Source organism: Bacillus sp. REN10, from assembly GCF_016820555.1.
Classification (GTDB): domain Bacteria; phylum Bacillota; class Bacilli; order Bacillales; family Domibacillaceae; genus Bacillus_CE.
Window position 1 is genome coordinate 1 of sequence record NZ_JADHDW010000014.1, and the last position, 16,832, is coordinate 16,832.

The window sequence follows — 16,832 nt, forward strand, 5'->3', positions numbered from 1 at the left end:
TATTATCATATCACCTTAGTTGGTGGTAAGTCAACTGTTTTTTAAAATTCTTTTTTAAATTCTTTTTTCGCAACCACCGTTATCAGCGGCAGGAATATAATATAACATGCTATAAAACATAAAGTCAATGAAAATAGAAAAAAACTCTTTTTTTTTTAAAAGAACAGTTTCTATTAAATTTTTTATAAGAATAATAAACAGATATCCATCAAATCCAGCCTTTCTCCTTTGCCATCCGAATCGCCTCAATGCGATTTTTCGCCTCTAGCTTTTGAATAATTTCAGACATATAATTTCGAATGGTTCCGGATGAAAGAAAAAGCTCTTTCGTCATTTCCTTTGTTGTTTTTCCTTCAGCAGCTAATACTAAAATTTCTCGTTCGCGTGTTGTTAATGGATTGGATTCATGAATCGTATCAAACATTAACTCAGGATTGAATACTCGCTGCCCTTTCATGACATTACGAATCGCTGTTGCTAAGTCTTCAATCGAACCGTCTTTTAATAAATAGCCATGCACACCCAGTTTAATAGCACGTTCAAAATAACCTGGCCGAGCAAAAGTTGTTAAGATAATAACTTTGCAAGCTGGCAAGACGGTCTTTAATTCTTCAGCTACTTCTAATCCGTTTTTTACTGGCATTTCAATATCCATCAAACAAACATCCGGTTTTAGCCTTTTAATTAAACCAACCGCTTCCTGTCCATCTGCGGCCTGCCCGATTATTTCCATATCTTCTTCTAGATTAAGTAGAGTACCAAGTGCACTAAGCAGCATTCGTTGATCTTCTGCAATAAAGATTCGAATCATACAAAAGCCCCCTCTTTCTGAATAATTGGGATGGTAATAGCTAGTAAAGCCCCATTTTGATTTGATAGGTGGAAATGGCCTTCAATTAATGCTAACCGTTCAGCGATTCCTTTTAACCCACTGCTGTGCATGTCTTTACTTCCTATTCCTATTCCATCGTCTTTCACTTCGATGTGAATATTCGCCTTCGACATGAATATGTTCATCGTACAATTTTTGGCTTGGCTATGTTTAACCACGTTGGTTGCCGCTTCACGCAAACACATGCTAATAATATTTTGCGTAAGGGGCGAGATAGCAGAAAGATCACTTTCTCCTTTGTAGTGGTAAGAAATATGAGCCGCCTTCAAAATCTCTTGAACATGAACTAATTCTTCAGCGATCGTGATCGCCCTCATGCTCGACACAAGCTCCCTGACTTGCTTCAAAGCCGCCCGTGATATTCTCTCAATTTCTTTTGCTTCTACCTCTGCTTGATCCGCATCTCTTTTAATTAACCGTTCAACTAGTTGACTTTTCAAAGTAATGAGCGACAATGTATGACCTAATGTATCATGTAAGTCACGTGCAATCCGCACCCGTTCCTCCCGCTTTACGAATTCTTTAATTTGTTCATTCGCTTCATCTAATTGTCTTTCAAGCTTCATTTGTTTATTCATTGAACGAATACCAAATGGAGCCATCAACATAATCAATAAAAACGGAAGAAAATAAGCATATTCAAGGCGCAGTCCCCACTTCAAGAAAGGAAGGCACTCCACTAATACAAGGAACAAGAAAGCGAATTTAAATTTTCGCTGATCTTGATCATTATTTTCATACCAGCCGATAAAATGTGCTGGAAAGAAGCCCAGAAATAACATATTCACATTAATAAAAGTACCCAAAATAAACACTGTCGCCATTTGAATTCCAAGCCAATAAGAAAATCGTTGTTTTCCGACAGAAAAGTATAGTTGACGATAGGTAACTAGAAATATGAGAAGTAAAGCGGCACTCATGAAGGCTTTAGGCCTTGGTTGGTTCATCACATCATAAACAGGCATACATAAGTATAATAGAAAAATATAAGGGGAAATCCCGAATTGCTTCGGGAAGAATTGAATATGCCAGTTCGTAAGCTTCATTTTTTCGATCACACCGCTTCTTGTTTTTTTCTAATATAGTTAGATAGTAACATGAATAAAAGAAAATAAGAGAATAAAACAACAATATTCTTCCAATTAGGCGCCTCGCCCCGAATAATTTGCCAAGCTCCACTGCCATAGTGATAGGAAGGAAGCCACTCACCGATGTTTCGCATTACTTTCGGCATAACCTCCATCGGCATCCACATACCACCAGCCATCGCTAAGATGATATATAAAAGGTTGCTCACTCCAGAAGCGGTTTCTACTTTTTTCATCGCTCCAAACAAAGTCCCTAACGCTAAAAAAGGAAAGGATCCAATTAAAATCCACAGACCACTCCCTAGCCACTCAGTAGCAGTAAGTGATACATCATTAACAAACGCACCCGCTGCAAAGATCACAATAATCGACAGTAAATGAACCAACGTTTGTCCTACCATTTGCGCAATGAAGTAAATAGTATTTGAAAGCGGCGTTACTCGCATATAAGTGGACCAGCCGAGCGAGCGCTCCTGAACCATGCGAATGCCCAATGTCATAATCGCAGAACCCATCACACTGAAGGCGGTCATCGACATTAAATAATGCGCTTGCCAAAGTTTCGGATTCGGTACATCGGTATTCATTACTTTTGTAAAAATAATATAGAAGAAGATTGGCATTAATAACGACCAAAACACGAAATAAGGATTACGCAAAATTCGAATGATTTCCGCTTTGCATTGCATGAATAATACCTTCATCTTAAATTGCCTCCCCCCTCATGAGCTGTCAACTGTTCAAAAGCCGTTTCCAACCTTCCTTGTTCAACTTGAATATCACGAGCTCCTGTTTTTTCAGCAAACAGCTGTGCCAATACGTCATCTGAATTATTTGTTTCAATGTAAAATCTTCCGTTTTGTTGGCGTACTTGTTGCACACTGGGCCAGGCTTTCATTTGTGTTAGGGGTATAGCTGTATTGGCTTGAAAAGAAACCGTTCGAGTTAAAAATTTAGCTTTTATATCGGTAGGTTTTCCATCAGCAATAATCTGTCCTTCTTTAAACAATAAAATTCGACTAGCCACGTCGTCTGCTTCCTGAAGATAATGGGTTGAAAAGATAATGGTCTTCCCCTCTTTCGCTAACTGTTGAATCGTTTTCCAAAAATGTTTACGAGAGGTCAAATCCATCCCAACTGTAGGCTCATCTAAAATAAGCAAATCTGGATTCCCCGCTAACGCTAACGCAAAGTTCAAACGTCGTTTTTGTCCTCCAGAAAGCTTTTCTACTCTCGTCTTTAAATCCTCTTCATTTAATCCCGTTAAAGCAATTAACTTGGTTAAAGAGTGCGGATGAGGATAGTAATGACGAACTAAATCGAGCAGTTCCTTTACTTTTAGCCCGTGCATTACACTGACATCTTGCAACATCGTTCCTAGCTTTTCTCGCACGCTTTTTTCCTTAGGCTTCTGATGAAACACTTCGACGTTTCCGCTTGAAGGATTCAAAAGCCCTAAGATCATCGAAATCATTGTCGTTTTTCCCGCACCATTCGGACCGAGAATAGCAACAATCTCTCCTGAATGAATAGAAAATGACACGTCATCAACTGCTTTTTTATCATGAAACAACTTTGATACCTGTTCTGCCTTAATCACTTCAGTCATCTTTCAGCACCTCCATATCATTAAATGTATAGCAACTACACTCTTGATTTTAGTCAATGATGTCATTTTTAAAAATGACAAATGTCATATTTTTCCGAAAACATTACAAAAAACCCTTCTCTTCTTTATTTGTTTAAACGGCTAGAAATCTGTTAACACTAGCAAAAAAAGGATTGTATTAAGGAGGAAGCAATGAAAAAGTCTAATTACGTTTTCATCGCAGTGATAACAGCCATCATCACCGCTGGATGTAATTTTAATAGCCATAGTAATTCAGCAGGTGAAATTGTAGAAACGAGTCAGCAAATGCCAGACTTAACGAATGGAATCAGTAAAGTCCAAACATCTCTAAATGAACTAGGAGAAGCAGTAGAACAGTCATCAAATAAGGTGAGAAAGATCCAAATCCTCGGACAACAACTTGAAGAAAATTGGGATACTATCGAAAAACAAGTAGAAGAAGCATATCCCGCAGACTATAAAAACATCGAAGAAAGCCTTTACCCTCTGATCAACGAGGCTAAAAAAGATCAGCCTAACATCAAAAACATAAAAACCTTACTTACCGACACAAAAAAGAAAATCAACACCTTCCAAGAAACTGTCGGGGCGTGACAGGCACGCCCCGAGTTTTGTCGAATCAAAAAACCCCCTTTTTATACCATTCTTCTATAATGGTATAAAAAGGGGGAATTAATTTGAGGTTATTTTTTAAAAGTTTAGGTTACTTCGTTTTGTTAGTGATTTTAACTGGTTGTGCAAGGGGAAAAGAGCAACAAGCCACTACTAACTCCACTTTAACAATCAAACCGTATGAATTAACAGAAAAAGAAGAATTACTTATTAGTAAAACCGGTGATCCAAACGTGTCTTTCTTCACGCTAGATGGTAAATTAAAGAAAGGTGAAGACCTCAAATTTTCCATAGAAATGTATGAAAACGGGAAGTTCAAAGAAAGTCTCCTAACTACAACAAATGAAATTGACAATAAATTTAACGATACTATCATTTCCTTTAGCGTAAGAGATCATGGTCCTGAGGCTAAAATGGTATCATTTGTAGCTGGGACCCCAAGCAGTGTAGCATCTACCGTCCATCCGAACAAAATGACGAATTTTTCCTATAATACGCTAGTTGAAGATAAAATCAAGCTAAAAAAAGACAAACCAGTTTATTTAGCTATCTGGCAAGGGACAACAAAAGACCATTTCTCCACCTATACTAGTGAAAATGGAAAACTTCCTAACTTAAAAAACGCAGAATTAGCTTTTGCTTATAAAGTCATGTTAATTGAAAAGTAAATGAAACCTTTCATCGTAAAACGCGTATATTCTACTAAAAAGGGAGGCGACAAAATGAATAATCACGAAATTGATTACAAGATTCACGGCGATGATATGCAATTTGTTGAGGTGGAGCTAGATCCACAGGAAACGGTGATTGCGGAAGCCGGTAGCTTAATGATGATGGAAGATGGCATTCGTATGGAAACAATCTTTGGAGATGGCTCTGCTGATCAAGGAAGCGGGTTCATGGGGAAACTGTTTGGAGCAGGAAAACGTCTCATCACTGGTGAAAGTCTTTTTATGACAACCTTCACAAATGAAGGAAGTGGAAAAAAACATGTTTCTTTCGCATCTCCTTACCCTGGGAAAATCATTCCGATGGATTTAAGCGAACTTGGCGGAAAAATTATTTGTCAAAAAGATGCGTTTCTAGCAGCGGCTAAAGGCGTTTCTGTTGGCGTTGAATTGCAACGAAAATTAGGTGCCGGTTTCTTCGGTGGTGAAGGATTTATTATGCAAAAACTTGAAGGGGACGGAATGAGCTTTGTTCACGCTGGTGGTACAATACATAAAAAGACACTCGCGCCTGGAGAATTGATTCGAATTGATACAGGCTGTTTAGTAGCCATGACACAAGATGTTCATTACGATATTGAAGCAGTCAAAGGAATTAAAACCGCTTTATTCGGCGGCGAGGGCTTATTTTTTGCCACATTGCGAGGCCCGGGAACGGTTTGGGTACAATCATTGCCATTCAGCCGCTTAGCGAGCCGCGTCTTCGCTTCAGCACCACAAACAGGGGGCTCCTCTAAAGGAGAAGGCGGCATCGGCGGATTATTTGATATGTTCAGTGACGACTAAACGCAAACCTTTTCACCCTAGAATCTACTCTAGGGTGGTTTTTTTGCTTCAAACCATAAGTTCAAATGGAGATCATCTCCAACTTGTTTTATAATTACTTTTATTAACTGTATAAGGGGAATGAGAATGAATAGAGAAATCATTGAATTAACAAATGAAACTCAATGGAGACAAGCGTTTCCGTTAATGGCACAATTGCGACCTACATTGACGATCGAGAGATATCTCGAGTTATTACCAAAAATGATGAAAAACAATTATCGCCTATTTGCCATGGTGGAACAGGATCAATTCCTTGTATTAGCTGGAGTAGACCTAATCACCAATCTTTATAACGGCTACCATGTTTTTTTATATGATTTAGTCGTTGATGAGAACCAGCGATCTCGCGGTTTAGGTGCTGAGATGCTTGAGTTTGTACACAACTGGGGAAGAAGTCAAGGAGCGGAGTACGTTTCATTAGAGTCTGCCCTTCACCGCGAGGCCGCTCATCGTTTTTATGAAAATCATGAGTATGATAAATGGTGTTATTCGTTTAGAAAGAAACTTTAAGCCTGGCTATTATTTTCTTAATCTTCTAAAAAAAATAACAGAAAGTGAGTTTATTTCATATGATCAAGCTAGTCAATTTCGCCACAGGATTGCCTAAAAAAGTGAAATACGGTCAAGATAAAGAAATGATTACAGGCATCTGTAAGGACAACGTGGAGGAAGCTTTTTTAACAAAGGATGGGTTTATTGGTGATGGCGTAGCTGATTTAAAACATCATGGCGGCCCTGATCGCGCCGTTTGTGTATACTCTCATGAGCATTACAAGCTATGGGATCATGAATTTCAAACGACGCTTCCTTCCGCGGCATTTGGCGAGAATTTAACTGTTACCAATATGCTTGAGAAAGATGTTCATATTGGCGATATTTATCAGTTAGGAGATGCCGTCATTCAAATTACGCAAGGGCGTGTCCCTTGCAGTACGATAACGAAAAGAACAAGCGTCACTCCTCTGCTTAAAAGAATCGTCGAAACAGGCTTTACAGGTTATCTGTGCCGCGTGTTACAAGAAGGAACAGTCCAAGCAAATTCAAGTATTACCTTGTTAGAACCCCACCCTCAAAAAGTGTCGATACTATTTGCCAATCAAGTTTATTTTCATCGCCCAAAAGATATCGAGGGCATGAAACAAGTATTAGCCGTTCCAGAACTAGCAGATGAATGGCGCAAGCAGCTGGTAAAACGATTAGAGAAACTAATCGATTGATAAAAATGGAACGCACATGAATGGAGGGATAAGTGCTCCATTCATGTGCGTTCTTTGGTGTTTGTGTAGTTTCTTTGACTTTTTGGGGACTTTGTTCAACCTTGGAGCCGCTTCTTTTACTCTTTGCTCGTCTTCCAATTCACTAAAAAGATCCCGACAAAAATGAATGCTCCTCCAAGCATAATATACCACTGCGGCTGTTCACCTAATAGAAGCCAGCCTGTAAGCACTCCAAAAAACGGAGCTAAAAAGAGAAAGGCACTTGTTTTACCCGGATCTCCTTTTTGAATTAAATAGAACCAACCTGCAAATTGAACAATGGAGGCCATAAACGCTAGCCAAAGCACAACTGCGACAGAAGTCATATTCACATCAATCAAGGGGGTTTCTAATAGAAAGCTAGCCATGAATAAAGTGATGCCGCCAAACAACATTTGATAAGCAGTCAGTACCCACGTATCTAATGGATATCCCCAAGATTTAATTAATAACGTCGCAATTGCCCAAGCGACGGCTGACGAAAGACCGTACACCGTTCCAACCTCTAGATTTAATTGTCCCCCCATCGTGATAAACACGCCCACAATGCCCAAAACGACACCAAGCCACTGTAACACCCGATACTTAACTTTGAAAATGATTGTTCCTAATAACACAACAAGCAATGGATTTGTAAATGTTAATATCGCTGATTCTCCTGAAGTGATCGTTCGCAAGCTCATAAAGATACAGCCCATCACCGCTGCCGTTTGAAAAAAACCGATGACCGCCATTTGTAGCCATTGTTTCACTGTTTGAGGATGCGGACGATTTAATACACGAACCGCAACGACCATTACCACGCCAGCAATCGAAAAACGAAGAGCGACTAACAAAAGAGGAGACACATAAGTGAGTCCAATTTTCCCCACCGCAAAAGAAGAACCCATTAAAGCTGTCGTCAGCACTACTAATAGACCAAAAACGAACGGATGGACTGCTGCTTCCTTACGTTCATGCAACTTCGCAACACTTTCGGCTTGAACTCCCACACACTCACACTCCTATTTGTCCCAAAGAGACTAATTTACATCAATTATACAGAATTTTCTAATTTTTAGAAATGTTTATTTGTACAATTTTATCAATAACAAAAACTACTCTTTGGGAACAGCTACTTTTATTTCATATATTTGAACTATCATCAAAGAAGAAAAAGCCAACCCTTTCCCTAAATAACCTATTATAGTAAAATATGTTAGTGCGGAAAAAGAAAGGAGAATATGAACAGTAATTAAAGATATAGACAAAATAATACAACATTAGTAAAAAAATGGACATAAAACAATATAAGCCTAAAGGATTTTCAGAAATGATTTCGAGAACAGCGCTCTTTGTCACGAAAATATCAACACTAAAAAAAGAGAGGTGAAAAAGCTGTTACTAAAAGAGCAAACATAAACAAAAACATTGTTAGAGTTCAAAAACTTCATGCTCGTTTAGCGAAATGGGGTACGAGGAAGCAGGAAATTTCTAAAAATGTATGTTTGTTTATGTTTTTAGTGGCAGAATACTATGACAACAATAGGAATTGATTTAGGTACAACTAATAGTCTAGTAACCTATTGGACGGATGATGGATCAAAAATCATCCCTAATGTACTTGAAGAACACCTGACACCATCTGTTGTCAGCGTTGGTGAAAACGGTGAAATCTTCGTGGGACATATCGCTAAAGAACGACTCACTACCCACCCTCATACAACTGCGGCTACATTTAAGCGATTTATGGGGTCAGATAAAACTTATGAATTGGGAAAATACACTTTTTCTCCTGAAGAGCTTTCCTCTTTTGTGATTAAAGCTTTGAAATTAGATGCCGAAGCCTTTTTAGGTGAAACAGTCACTGGAGCCGTCATCAGTGTTCCAGCTTATTTCAATGACATGCAGCGTAAAGCAACAAAACGCGCCGCTGAAATTGCCGGATTGAAGGTAGAACGACTGATTAGCGAACCTACAGCTGCCGCACTGTCTTATGGATTACATCAGGCAAAGTCAGAGACAAAATTTCTTGTATTTGATCTAGGTGGCGGTACTTTCGATGTATCTATACTAGATTTCTTTGAAGGAATTATGAATGTGCAATCAGTCGCTGGTGACAACTATTTAGGCGGTGAAGACTTCACTAATCTTCTTGTGACGTATTTTATAGATTCCCATGAGCTCCAGTTGGATTTTCTTGACTCTAAAAGCCTTTCCCTCATTCGTCATCAGGCTGAACGCTGCAAGCTGATCTTAGGCCGCGAGCCTTTTGGAGTCATGAACGCTACCATTAATGGTGAAACTTATACATCTCGCCTCACGCGAACGGATTTCGAGAAGCTGGCCACACCATTAATTTTACGCCTGCGATATCCAATCGAACGAGCTCTTCGTGATGCTTCTTTATCACCAGATGATTTAGATGCTGTTATTTTAATTGGCGGAGCAACTCGAATGCCGATGATCAAGTCCGTTATTGCCAAAATGTTCGGCTGTATACCATATTCTAATATTAACCCTGATGAAGCAGTTGCTTTAGGTGCGGCGGTGCAAATCGCCTTGAAGGAACGGAACGAGGCGTTAGAAGAAATGATATTGGCTGATGTTTGTCCTTTTACTCTAGGAACAGAAATAGTCCAAGAGATCGGAACAGATCAAATAGAATCAGGATATTTTTTCCCAATTATCGAGCGAAATACTCCTATTCCTGTCAGTCGAGTGAAACGACTTTATACCGCCCATGATCAGCAAAAACTTCTCACCATAGACATTTACCAAGGGGAAAGTCGCAGGGTGGAAAATAACGTGAAATTAGGTGGGTTGGAAATTAAAATCCCACCTGCTAAAGCGGGAGAACAGTCTATAGATGTTCGTTATACATACGATATTAATGGCATTCTTGAAGTAGAAGTGATCAGCACAACGACTGGAGAGAAAAAGAGAGCTATCATTGAAAACAATGGCGGAAGCCTCACTCAAGAAGAAATTGAAGCACGTCTGTTAGAACTACAGGAGATTAAGGTTCATCCCCGAGATCGCATTGAGAATAGATTACTAATAGCTAAAGGAGAGCGTCTATATGAAGAGTTGACTGGTGATAGACGTACAGAAATAACCTTACTGTTACAACAATTTGAAAGTGTATTAGCGACACAAAACGAGAAAGAGATTAATAAAGCCGCAGAAACATTAAAAGAAGTATTGGAGAATATGGAAAGATGGATAAACTACCTGTGACGATCTGGGAAACTCTAGAGATAGAACCTACCGATAATATTTCGATTATAAAAAAAGCTTACGCGAAAAAATTAAAAACCCATCACCCTGAAGATGATCCTGAAGGGTATCAGCGACTGCGAGAAGCCTATGATTCAGCTATAAAAAAAGCAAAGCAAATGGGGCTTGACTCCTCCTTACAAGAGGACACTAAACAGGAGGAAACATCCAACACTACTCGTTGGTTCGATGTCACAGATGAGCTGACCTCTACCACTACTTTGGAACGTCCTGTGAACACGTTTATGGAGGAAGTTGAAACGCTATATGACGACTTTTTCGCTCGAATCGAACTTAAAAACTGGGAAAAGCTCTTAAACTCTGATGTTGTTTGGGATGTTCAACATACCAATACATTGCAAAATCGATTGATTTTATTTTTGGAGGATCATTATTACTTACCTCGCCCGATCTGGGAGCTTTTCGACCAAATGTTTCACTGGTGTGAGCGAGAAAAGGAGCTAATTGAAGAATATAATGAAGAACTCATTCAGCTTTTGCTCCAACATATCAATGGTACTCGAGAAATGCGCTATCAGTTTTTTGAAAAAATTGATGATTTAGATTACGAGTTATTCTTACAATTGCGAGAAGAAGTACAACTAGCTCTTATGGAAAATGATCTAGAAGCAACCGAAGATTTGCTGAAAGAAGCGTATCAGTTATATTCCAAAGACCCAGATCTATTATACATGCAAGGGATTTATTACATGCGCACAGGGCATACAGAGCAAGCTCTACAATCATTCAACGAAGTACTCTCTATTTGTCCCAATGATCCTGATGGTCTAATGTATAGAGCTCGGATTCGATACGACAATAGTCAATTTTCCAAAGCAGTTAATGATTGTAAACAGTTACTTTCCCATCACCCTAAGCATGCAGATGCCATGCTGTTAATCGTGAAATGCTATCTCGAAATTGGTGAAGATGAACAAGCCTATAATTGGGCTGATAAGTGTCGAAAAATATCTCCTGGTCACCTAGAAATTTATTCTCGTCTTTCTCAAAGTGTGGACCCGTCTTCGGGAACATTCTCATCTGAGATAGAGGCTGAAGAAAAAGAGAGCATACAGTCAGGAAAGAAGCTAATTGTCCAATCAATATTTTTAAGACGTATTAGGGGTTATATAGGATTTTTTATTATAGCTCCTTTTACCCCACTGCCATTTAAATATATAGCTCTCATGTTTATCCCCCTCATTTGGGACATATGGAGATGCCGCCAACTTTTTAAATACCATAATCTATTTTATGGGGTATCTGACATACATGGTACATCTAAAGATAAACACCAGAAACAGCTTGAACTTTACCTACAGTTATTGTCATTACCTTTTGGTATCAATCCCTTGATGACGTATTATTTTGTTGACTATAAATTCACCCACATTCGAGACCGGCTAATTGGTAACAGACAGATAATGAAAACAATGAAAGTTCATCAGAATATTAACGATGCTACAGAGCTGAAAAATACCATTCATTGGTTATTAGACACTAACAATCATCAACAATTTAATCAAATTCGCTATCAATTATCTGCTCTTTCGGAAACAGCTCGAAATCAATACATTCAATCTTGGCATAAGGAAGGCTCAAAATACGCTGAGTTATTCATAGCAAACCAAGGATTACACGCTATACCTGTATCAGGTATTTCCGCCTTTTACTGGGGTTCAGTTATTTATTTATGCCGTGTTGGCAGAAGAGTTGGCTATTTAACAAAGAAAGAAGCACAGGATTATATAATAAAAACCGTTCAGCTTTTACAACAGTCCTATTCGGGATGGAATGAATATATGAACGCGTTGATTTTAGGTAACTATTTCTACAACTCCGACGCAGAGTTCAAATATGATCAGTATAATTTCCCTTATATTGCAATGTTTTTTGCCCATCCTAAAACACCTTTATCAAAAATAAAATGGGATCACGATTTGTTGAAAAGATTGGATTAAATGCGAAGATAAGAAAAATAATGTTCCTACCAAGAAAAGGGTCCGTCTCATAAGTGATTGAGACGGACCCTTTCTGCACCGAAAGCAAAGCCATAGGTACAAAAAACTAATTTAATGGCATTGTTAAATAAGAAGTATCGTCCAAAAAGTTTGCGAATCAGACTTTTTGGACACCTTTTTTAATCTATTACATTTTCGATGCTTCTATCTCCATTGCGCCCCATTCTTCTTTAGACGGTCCATAAACACCAGGAACTGTTAAACCAGCTTGACGCATAAGAACCGTCATTTGTCCGCGATGATGAATCTGATGATGGATTAAAGTCATTAAAAACAGAGCATTGGGCTGCTGTTGTCCAAAAAAATCATTTTGCTCTTGTAAACTATCATCTGTCCATTGAGTTTTGATCGCTTCAATCAATGCTTTGCTTGTCTTCGCGTAATGATCTGCAATAACTTTAGCAGAAGTTGGAACAGGCATGTCTTGAGCCGGAGAATCAAACTTCAGCCCTGTTCGAGAAATCAACACTTGAGCCACTGTAACAAGATGCCAAGCAACTTGTCCTAAATTCCAGTTGTCCGACGTAATTTCCTGTTCTAGAGACTCATTGGTAAGAGTATTGAGGATTTTCTGGGTTGCTCCTGACTCGAATTCCCATGATTTCAAAAAACCATTTAAGCTTTGAAACATTTAATCCCCTCCTACAAATTCATTTCAATGAATCATTTCGCCGTGTTTTTAAAATTCCCTTCATTCTTTAAAAAAAAGAAAGCACTAATAGCGCTCCCTTCTCTTCCATTTACATAATCGTTAATTTTTCCTCTGCTGGCGTTCGTGGTCTAGCATCCGGAATCTCCTCCGCGTCAAAATAACCTAAATGCAAGAAGCCAATGATTTTCTCCCCCGGCTGTACATTCATTAATTGTCTTGCCTTTGGATCCCAGTTATGCGGATTCGTTTTCCATACAACACCTAAGCCACGTTCCCAAGCGAGCAACTGGAAATTTTGAATTAACGCACTCGTCGCCGCAAAATCTTCTTCCCATTGCTTTTGGCGTGGATCCTCTTTCATCACAACGACTAAAAAGGCTGCTGGCTGGCTGAAATAATTTCTTCTGTTTTCATGTATATCTTTTGGGTATGTAAGAACCAATTGTTCAATAAATGCTTCTTTATTTTCCGTCGGCACAAAAATAAACCGCCATGGCTCTCTTAATCCATGGTTCGGTGCCCACACCGCATCATTTAGCAGTTCTACTACTACCTCTTTAGAAACGGCATCCCCTTTATATCCCGTTTTAATAGACCTTCTTTCACGAATCGTTTTAGCAATAGACACTCTAATACCCTCCTAATAATTCACAAATCAACTTTATATCATATCCACCTTAAATGATAATCATTTTCAATTTGTTTGTAAAGAGAGCAGTGCCTGTCACTCCCCGGATTTTGTCGAGCGGTACACATAGAGCTTGACAATATCATGAGAAAAATTCATGATATAATTATTGATTGTTGTGAAATATAAATAAAGCGCAAACAGTGAACTTTGTTTGTGAACTATGCTTTCTAGGGTTCCGCAGATAATAAATTGGTCTGGTCCGAGAGAAAGCTCACGGCGCTTTGCTGTGTCACGGAAGGATAAAAGCCTGGGAGATTATTTTTGATAATCTCTCAGGCTTTTTTACTTACATATTAAGGAGGACAATGCAATGGATAAAGATTGGTTAAAAGTATTTATAGCGGCTTTTTTTGAAGTATTCTGGGTGATTGGATTAAAGCATGCAGATACGTTTTGGACTTGGTCTGGAACGGCGCTCTCTATCATCATCAGCTTTTATATGATGATCATGGCTGGGAAAAAGCTTCCTGTAGGAACGGTCTATGCCGTTTTTGTAGGGTTAGGAACGGCCGGAACTGTTTTGTCGGAAACTTTATTTTTCGGAGAGCCGATTAAAATAGCAAAACTGTTGCTTATCCTCATGTTGTTAATCGGCGTAATCGGATTAAAACTGGTCACAAAAAGTAAGCATGCGGAAGGAGCAGAATCATAATGGCTTGGATGTCTCTCGTTTTAGCAGGTATTTTTGAAATGCTTGGAGTTGTGATGATTAATAAATTCCATCAGGATAAAAACTGGGCATCATTTATATATATGATTGTTAGTTTTAGTGCAAGTTTTCTGTTTCTTGCTATAGCGATGAAATCGTTACCGATGGGAACAGCCTATGCGATCTGGACAGGAATCGGTGCTGCTGGTGGTGCGATTTTAGGAATGCTTCTATACAATGAACCAAAAAATGGGCCACGACTGCTTTTTATTAGCATAGTGCTTGGAGCAGCAATTGGTTTGAAGCTCATTTCTTGATCTCCTTTAAAAACCGGTCATGTATCCTCGAAAGGAAAAGTAACGTAAGGATCGAACCGACCAATGTTAAAGACATATCCCATTGGGCATCCCATTGATCCCCCTGCATGCCTAAAAATCCTTGTGTTACCTTTCCTCCTTTCGCTATTTTAAACGCTAACCATTCAATGATTTCATACAACGCGGAAATAGCAAGCATGATGCTAACCACGATAAAAAATAACCAAGCGCCTGCCGTGATCGGTGTCTTACGTAGCACAATTTCCCGAATAACAATAGCAAATAACCCTTTCAGAAAATGGCCGAAGCGATCATAATCATTCCGCTTTAAATCAAGCTGGTCTTGCAACCACTCAAAGAGAGGAACGTCAGAATATGTATAATGCCCACCGATAAACATTAATACCGCTAATATCGCCATGATCGTATAGGAAAGTGTAGTAAAGCGAAAACGGTTGTATGTTGCAATAACAATAATCAGTCCAATTAGTGCAGGCACTACCTCTAACGCCCATGATGAATAACTTGCTGGTTTGATGATGGACCAGATAAAAACAGCTATCACTATGAATAGTAAATACAGATGAATCCTGTTTCTTTGAGACAAATTTTTCACTCCAATGGCAAAGATTTTTGCTTATAGTATGTGAAAAAAGCTAGTTTTTATCCGAAGTGAAAGTAAAAAGCCAGACTCGCAACTATATTTCTTTAATCTCTGACTGATAAACTACGCAAGATCTGTTGCTTAGTTAAAGATTGAAAAAACGAGGGGAATTGCTCACCTGAGTAATCCCCCTCGTTTTTATTTCACATTCCTAAAATTTGAAACAGGATAAAAAACAAATTCCCCTTTTCCCACAATGTTTTCTTTGTGGATCAACCCTAACCCATTGCGACTATCCTTACTGCGTAAACGATTATCCCCCATGACAAAATATTCATTTTCAGAAATAGAAATTGGTCCGAAATCTCCCGTTAATCTAAGCATTCCTTTTTGTTTCGCCATTTGACGGTTTTCTGTCAGGTAAGGTTCTTTCTGCAATTTTCCATTTACAAATAATTGATCATCAACCATTTCAAGTTCATCTCCAGGTAAGCCAATAATTCTTTTTATATAATGGTTCTCATTGTCTTCTCCTTGAGCAATGATGATGTCTCCTCGTTTCAAGTCATCCACAGATTTTAACTTATTCACAAAGACTCTTTCCTTATTATGAAAAGTCGGTTCCATTGATGCCCCCTTAACTGAATATGGGGCAAACATAAATGTCTTGATTACCATCGCTAGTCCAAACGCTACTAAAAAAGTTTTCAGCCAGCTTTTCCATTCTTCTTTTGCATGATTTTTTGACACATCCAACACTCCCTTATTGATTTTTCATAATCGTTCTCTTCGCCTTTTTTACAATGTGTTTTGTTTCTTTCGTATCTGATACCTTCTCCCATTCATCGCAAACGGAGAGCACCCATTCCGGTTGTGTCTTGCTCGCATCGTTTAGCCAATTGCCAACCGAATCTTGCACGTATTTTGATTCATCAGATTTCACTTGTTCTAAAATAGGGAGAGCGATTTGTGGCTCGTTCTTTAATCTTTCAATGTGTTTGCACCAAACACCTCGAGGCCGGATCGATTCAACAGCAAATCGACGGATATTCTCATCGGAGTCATTCGCCCATTCTTTCAATGGCTCAATGCTGGCCTCAAGTTCCTTCGCAAGCGCTCCTCTAACAGCCATCCAAGCAATCTCCCTCACACCAAAATGATGATCAGCAGCAAATTTTCTAATCTTAACTAGCAACTCTTTAACTCCAACATCCATAGTCGAACCAACTATAAAGGCCGCCCAACACCGAACACTGTCTGATGGATGATCGGCGAGTAAGAAGAACTTTTGATCAGCTGTTTCTCCATCTACTTTCTTGAGTATTTCGTGCAAATTTTCTCCGATCATCCTAACCGCTTTCATGCCATTCGTCATATTCGCCACTTCTAATTTGAATAAAAGGTCATTCAAATGCTCTGATAATCCAACTGTAGGCAACACTTTTTTCAATAACACCCTTTGATCTACCGCTAACCATTCGGTCAAATTGACACTTTCAATCTCGCCTAGGTTAAGTAAATTCAGCACCTGCTTTGGAATATTCGCAGCTTTAGTAGCACCTTTACGATCTATAATAGATTCCATAACGCTCACCTCTTCATTATC

The 16,832-nt window shown here is 38.9% G+C and carries 19 protein-coding genes, 1 pseudogene and 1 riboswitch; of the genes and pseudogenes, 10 read left to right on the plus strand and 10 right to left on the minus strand.

Annotation, left to right across the window (positions count from 1 at the left end; all coding sequences use genetic code 11):
* Nucleotides 1-208: 208 nt before the first annotated feature.
* From IRB43_RS15210 to IRB43_RS15225, 4 genes are read right to left on the minus strand one after another with little or no spacing between them, the layout of a single operon-like run.
* Nucleotides 209-811, minus strand: coding sequence for a response regulator transcription factor (locus IRB43_RS15210; RefSeq protein ID WP_203364340.1), 603 nt, complete (start codon nt 809-811; stop codon nt 209-211).
* A complete protein-coding gene (locus IRB43_RS15215; RefSeq protein WP_203364341.1) occupies nt 808-1,938 on the minus strand; it encodes a sensor histidine kinase in 1,131 nt (376 codons plus the stop codon). The genes IRB43_RS15210 and IRB43_RS15215 overlap by 4 nt, the downstream gene beginning before the upstream one ends.
* An 8-nt stretch (nt 1,939-1,946) precedes the next feature.
* A complete protein-coding gene (locus IRB43_RS15220; RefSeq protein WP_203364342.1) occupies nt 1,947-2,684 on the minus strand; it encodes an ABC transporter permease in 738 nt (245 codons plus the stop codon).
* Nucleotides 2,681-3,589 carry an ABC transporter ATP-binding protein gene (locus tag IRB43_RS15225; protein WP_203364343.1) on the minus strand — a complete coding sequence of 303 codons (909 nt, stop codon included), beginning with the start codon at nt 3,587-3,589 and terminating at the stop codon, nt 2,681-2,683. The genes IRB43_RS15220 and IRB43_RS15225 overlap by 4 nt, the downstream gene beginning before the upstream one ends.
* A gap of 192 nt (nt 3,590-3,781) precedes the next feature.
* Between IRB43_RS15225 and IRB43_RS15230 the strand changes: the two genes are divergently transcribed.
* The 5 genes from IRB43_RS15230 to IRB43_RS15250 all read left to right on the plus strand — a co-directional run bounded on the left by IRB43_RS15230 (nt 3,782) and on the right by IRB43_RS15250 (nt 6,995).
* Nucleotides 3,782-4,204 carry a hypothetical protein gene (locus IRB43_RS15230; RefSeq protein ID WP_203364344.1) on the plus strand — a complete coding sequence of 141 codons (423 nt, stop codon included), beginning with the start codon at nt 3,782-3,784 and terminating at the stop codon, nt 4,202-4,204.
* A gap of 83 nt (nt 4,205-4,287) precedes the next feature.
* Nucleotides 4,288-4,890 carry a hypothetical protein gene (locus IRB43_RS15235; protein ID WP_203364345.1) on the plus strand — a complete coding sequence of 201 codons (603 nt, stop codon included), beginning with the start codon at nt 4,288-4,290 and terminating at the stop codon, nt 4,888-4,890.
* A gap of 54 nt (nt 4,891-4,944) precedes the next feature.
* A complete protein-coding gene (locus tag IRB43_RS15240; protein ID WP_203364346.1) occupies nt 4,945-5,736 on the plus strand; it encodes a TIGR00266 family protein in 792 nt (263 codons plus the stop codon).
* Nucleotides 5,737-5,862: 126 nt separating this feature from the next.
* Nucleotides 5,863-6,288 (plus strand): GNAT family N-acetyltransferase, encoded by a 426-nt coding sequence (locus tag IRB43_RS15245; RefSeq protein WP_203364347.1) that lies wholly within the window; start codon nt 5,863-5,865, stop codon nt 6,286-6,288.
* Nucleotides 6,289-6,347: 59 nt separating this feature from the next.
* On the plus strand, nt 6,348-6,995 hold the full coding sequence (locus IRB43_RS15250) for an MOSC domain-containing protein (RefSeq protein ID WP_203364348.1): 648 nt from the start codon (nt 6,348-6,350) through the stop codon (nt 6,993-6,995).
* 116 nt (nt 6,996-7,111) lie between these two features.
* Here IRB43_RS15250 and IRB43_RS15255 read toward each other — a convergent pair whose 3' ends face one another.
* Complete coding sequence (locus IRB43_RS15255) at nt 7,112-7,996, minus strand: DMT family transporter (protein ID WP_275296786.1); 885 nt, start codon at nt 7,994-7,996, stop codon at nt 7,112-7,114.
* 357 nt (nt 7,997-8,353) lie between these two features.
* On the opposite strand from IRB43_RS15255, the pseudogene IRB43_RS15260 reads away from it, so the two are divergent.
* The 3 genes and pseudogenes from IRB43_RS15260 to IRB43_RS15270 all read left to right on the plus strand — a co-directional run.
* A pseudogene (locus IRB43_RS15260) lies at nt 8,354-8,479 on the plus strand (RNA-guided endonuclease TnpB family protein); the annotation flags it as partial.
* Between the two features lie 70 nt (nt 8,480-8,549).
* Entirely contained in the window at nt 8,550-10,253 is a 1,704-nt protein-coding gene (locus IRB43_RS15265) for a molecular chaperone HscC (protein ID WP_203364349.1), read from the plus strand.
* Nucleotides 10,235-12,253, plus strand: a complete 2,019-nt coding sequence (locus IRB43_RS15270; RefSeq protein WP_203364350.1) for a DUF1266 domain-containing protein — start codon at nt 10,235-10,237, stop codon at nt 12,251-12,253. Before IRB43_RS15265 ends, IRB43_RS15270 begins: the two co-directional genes overlap by 19 nt.
* A 187-nt stretch (nt 12,254-12,440) precedes the next feature.
* Here IRB43_RS15270 and IRB43_RS15275 read toward each other — a convergent pair whose 3' ends face one another.
* Both IRB43_RS15275 and IRB43_RS15280 read right to left on the minus strand, forming a co-directional pair.
* Nucleotides 12,441-12,944 carry a DinB family protein gene (locus IRB43_RS15275; protein WP_203364351.1) on the minus strand — a complete coding sequence of 168 codons (504 nt, stop codon included), beginning with the start codon at nt 12,942-12,944 and terminating at the stop codon, nt 12,441-12,443.
* A gap of 109 nt (nt 12,945-13,053) precedes the next feature.
* Nucleotides 13,054-13,593 carry a nitroreductase family protein gene (locus tag IRB43_RS15280; RefSeq protein WP_203364352.1) on the minus strand — a complete coding sequence of 180 codons (540 nt, stop codon included), beginning with the start codon at nt 13,591-13,593 and terminating at the stop codon, nt 13,054-13,056.
* 219 nt (nt 13,594-13,812) lie between these two features.
* Nucleotides 13,813-13,912: riboswitch (guanidine-I (ykkC/yxkD leader) on the plus strand.
* 54 nt (nt 13,913-13,966) lie between these two features.
* On the opposite strand from IRB43_RS15280, the gene IRB43_RS15285 reads away from it, so the two are divergent.
* Both IRB43_RS15285 and IRB43_RS15290 read left to right on the plus strand, forming a co-directional pair.
* The gene (locus tag IRB43_RS15285; RefSeq protein WP_203364353.1) at nt 13,967-14,308 is read left to right on the plus strand and encodes a DMT family transporter; all 342 of its coding nucleotides are present in this window, start codon (nt 13,967-13,969) and stop codon (nt 14,306-14,308) included.
* Complete coding sequence (locus tag IRB43_RS15290; RefSeq protein WP_203364354.1) at nt 14,308-14,622, plus strand: DMT family transporter; 315 nt, start codon at nt 14,308-14,310, stop codon at nt 14,620-14,622. The genes IRB43_RS15285 and IRB43_RS15290 overlap by 1 nt, the downstream gene beginning before the upstream one ends.
* Here IRB43_RS15290 and IRB43_RS15295 read toward each other — a convergent pair.
* From IRB43_RS15295 to IRB43_RS15305, 3 genes are all read right to left on the minus strand, one after another.
* Entirely contained in the window at nt 14,612-15,229 is a 618-nt protein-coding gene (locus IRB43_RS15295) for a DUF2238 domain-containing protein (RefSeq protein WP_238942046.1), read from the minus strand. The genes IRB43_RS15290 and IRB43_RS15295 overlap by 11 nt on opposite strands.
* 195 nt (nt 15,230-15,424) lie before the next feature.
* A complete protein-coding gene (gene lepB, locus IRB43_RS15300) occupies nt 15,425-15,976 on the minus strand; it encodes a signal peptidase I (RefSeq protein ID WP_203364356.1) in 552 nt (183 codons plus the stop codon).
* A gap of 13 nt (nt 15,977-15,989) precedes the next feature.
* Nucleotides 15,990-16,811 (minus strand): HEAT repeat domain-containing protein, encoded by an 822-nt coding sequence (locus IRB43_RS15305; RefSeq protein ID WP_203364357.1) that lies wholly within the window; start codon nt 16,809-16,811, stop codon nt 15,990-15,992.
* Nucleotides 16,812-16,832 lie beyond the last annotated feature (21 nt).

Excerpts from the sequence above, each read along its gene's own strand:
- IRB43_RS15210 (WP_203364340.1), bottom strand. The coding sequence starts at position 811 with ATGATTCGAATCTTTATTGCAGAAGATCAACGAATGCTGCTTAGTGCA.
- IRB43_RS15215 (WP_203364341.1), bottom strand. The coding sequence starts at position 1,938 with ATGAAGCTTACGAACTGGCATATTCAATTCTTCCCGAAGCAATTCGGG.
- IRB43_RS15220 (WP_203364342.1), bottom strand. The coding sequence starts at position 2,684 with ATGAAGGTATTATTCATGCAATGCAAAGCGGAAATCATTCGAATTTTG.
- IRB43_RS15225 (WP_203364343.1), bottom strand. The coding sequence starts at position 3,589 with ATGACTGAAGTGATTAAGGCAGAACAGGTATCAAAGTTGTTTCATGAT.
- IRB43_RS15230 (WP_203364344.1), top strand. The coding sequence starts at position 3,782 with ATGAAAAAGTCTAATTACGTTTTCATCGCAGTGATAACAGCCATCATC.
- IRB43_RS15240 (WP_203364346.1), top strand. The coding sequence starts at position 4,945 with ATGAATAATCACGAAATTGATTACAAGATTCACGGCGATGATATGCAA.
- IRB43_RS15245 (WP_203364347.1), top strand. The coding sequence starts at position 5,863 with ATGAATAGAGAAATCATTGAATTAACAAATGAAACTCAATGGAGACAA.
- IRB43_RS15250 (WP_203364348.1), top strand. The coding sequence starts at position 6,348 with ATGATCAAGCTAGTCAATTTCGCCACAGGATTGCCTAAAAAAGTGAAA.
- IRB43_RS15265 (WP_203364349.1), top strand. The coding sequence starts at position 8,550 with ATGACAACAATAGGAATTGATTTAGGTACAACTAATAGTCTAGTAACC.
- IRB43_RS15270 (WP_203364350.1), top strand. The coding sequence starts at position 10,235 with ATGGATAAACTACCTGTGACGATCTGGGAAACTCTAGAGATAGAACCT.
- IRB43_RS15275 (WP_203364351.1), bottom strand. The coding sequence starts at position 12,944 with ATGTTTCAAAGCTTAAATGGTTTTTTGAAATCATGGGAATTCGAGTCA.
- IRB43_RS15285 (WP_203364353.1), top strand. The coding sequence starts at position 13,967 with ATGGATAAAGATTGGTTAAAAGTATTTATAGCGGCTTTTTTTGAAGTA.
- IRB43_RS15290 (WP_203364354.1), top strand. The coding sequence starts at position 14,308 with ATGGCTTGGATGTCTCTCGTTTTAGCAGGTATTTTTGAAATGCTTGGA.
- IRB43_RS15305 (WP_203364357.1), bottom strand. The coding sequence starts at position 16,811 with ATGGAATCTATTATAGATCGTAAAGGTGCTACTAAAGCTGCGAATATT.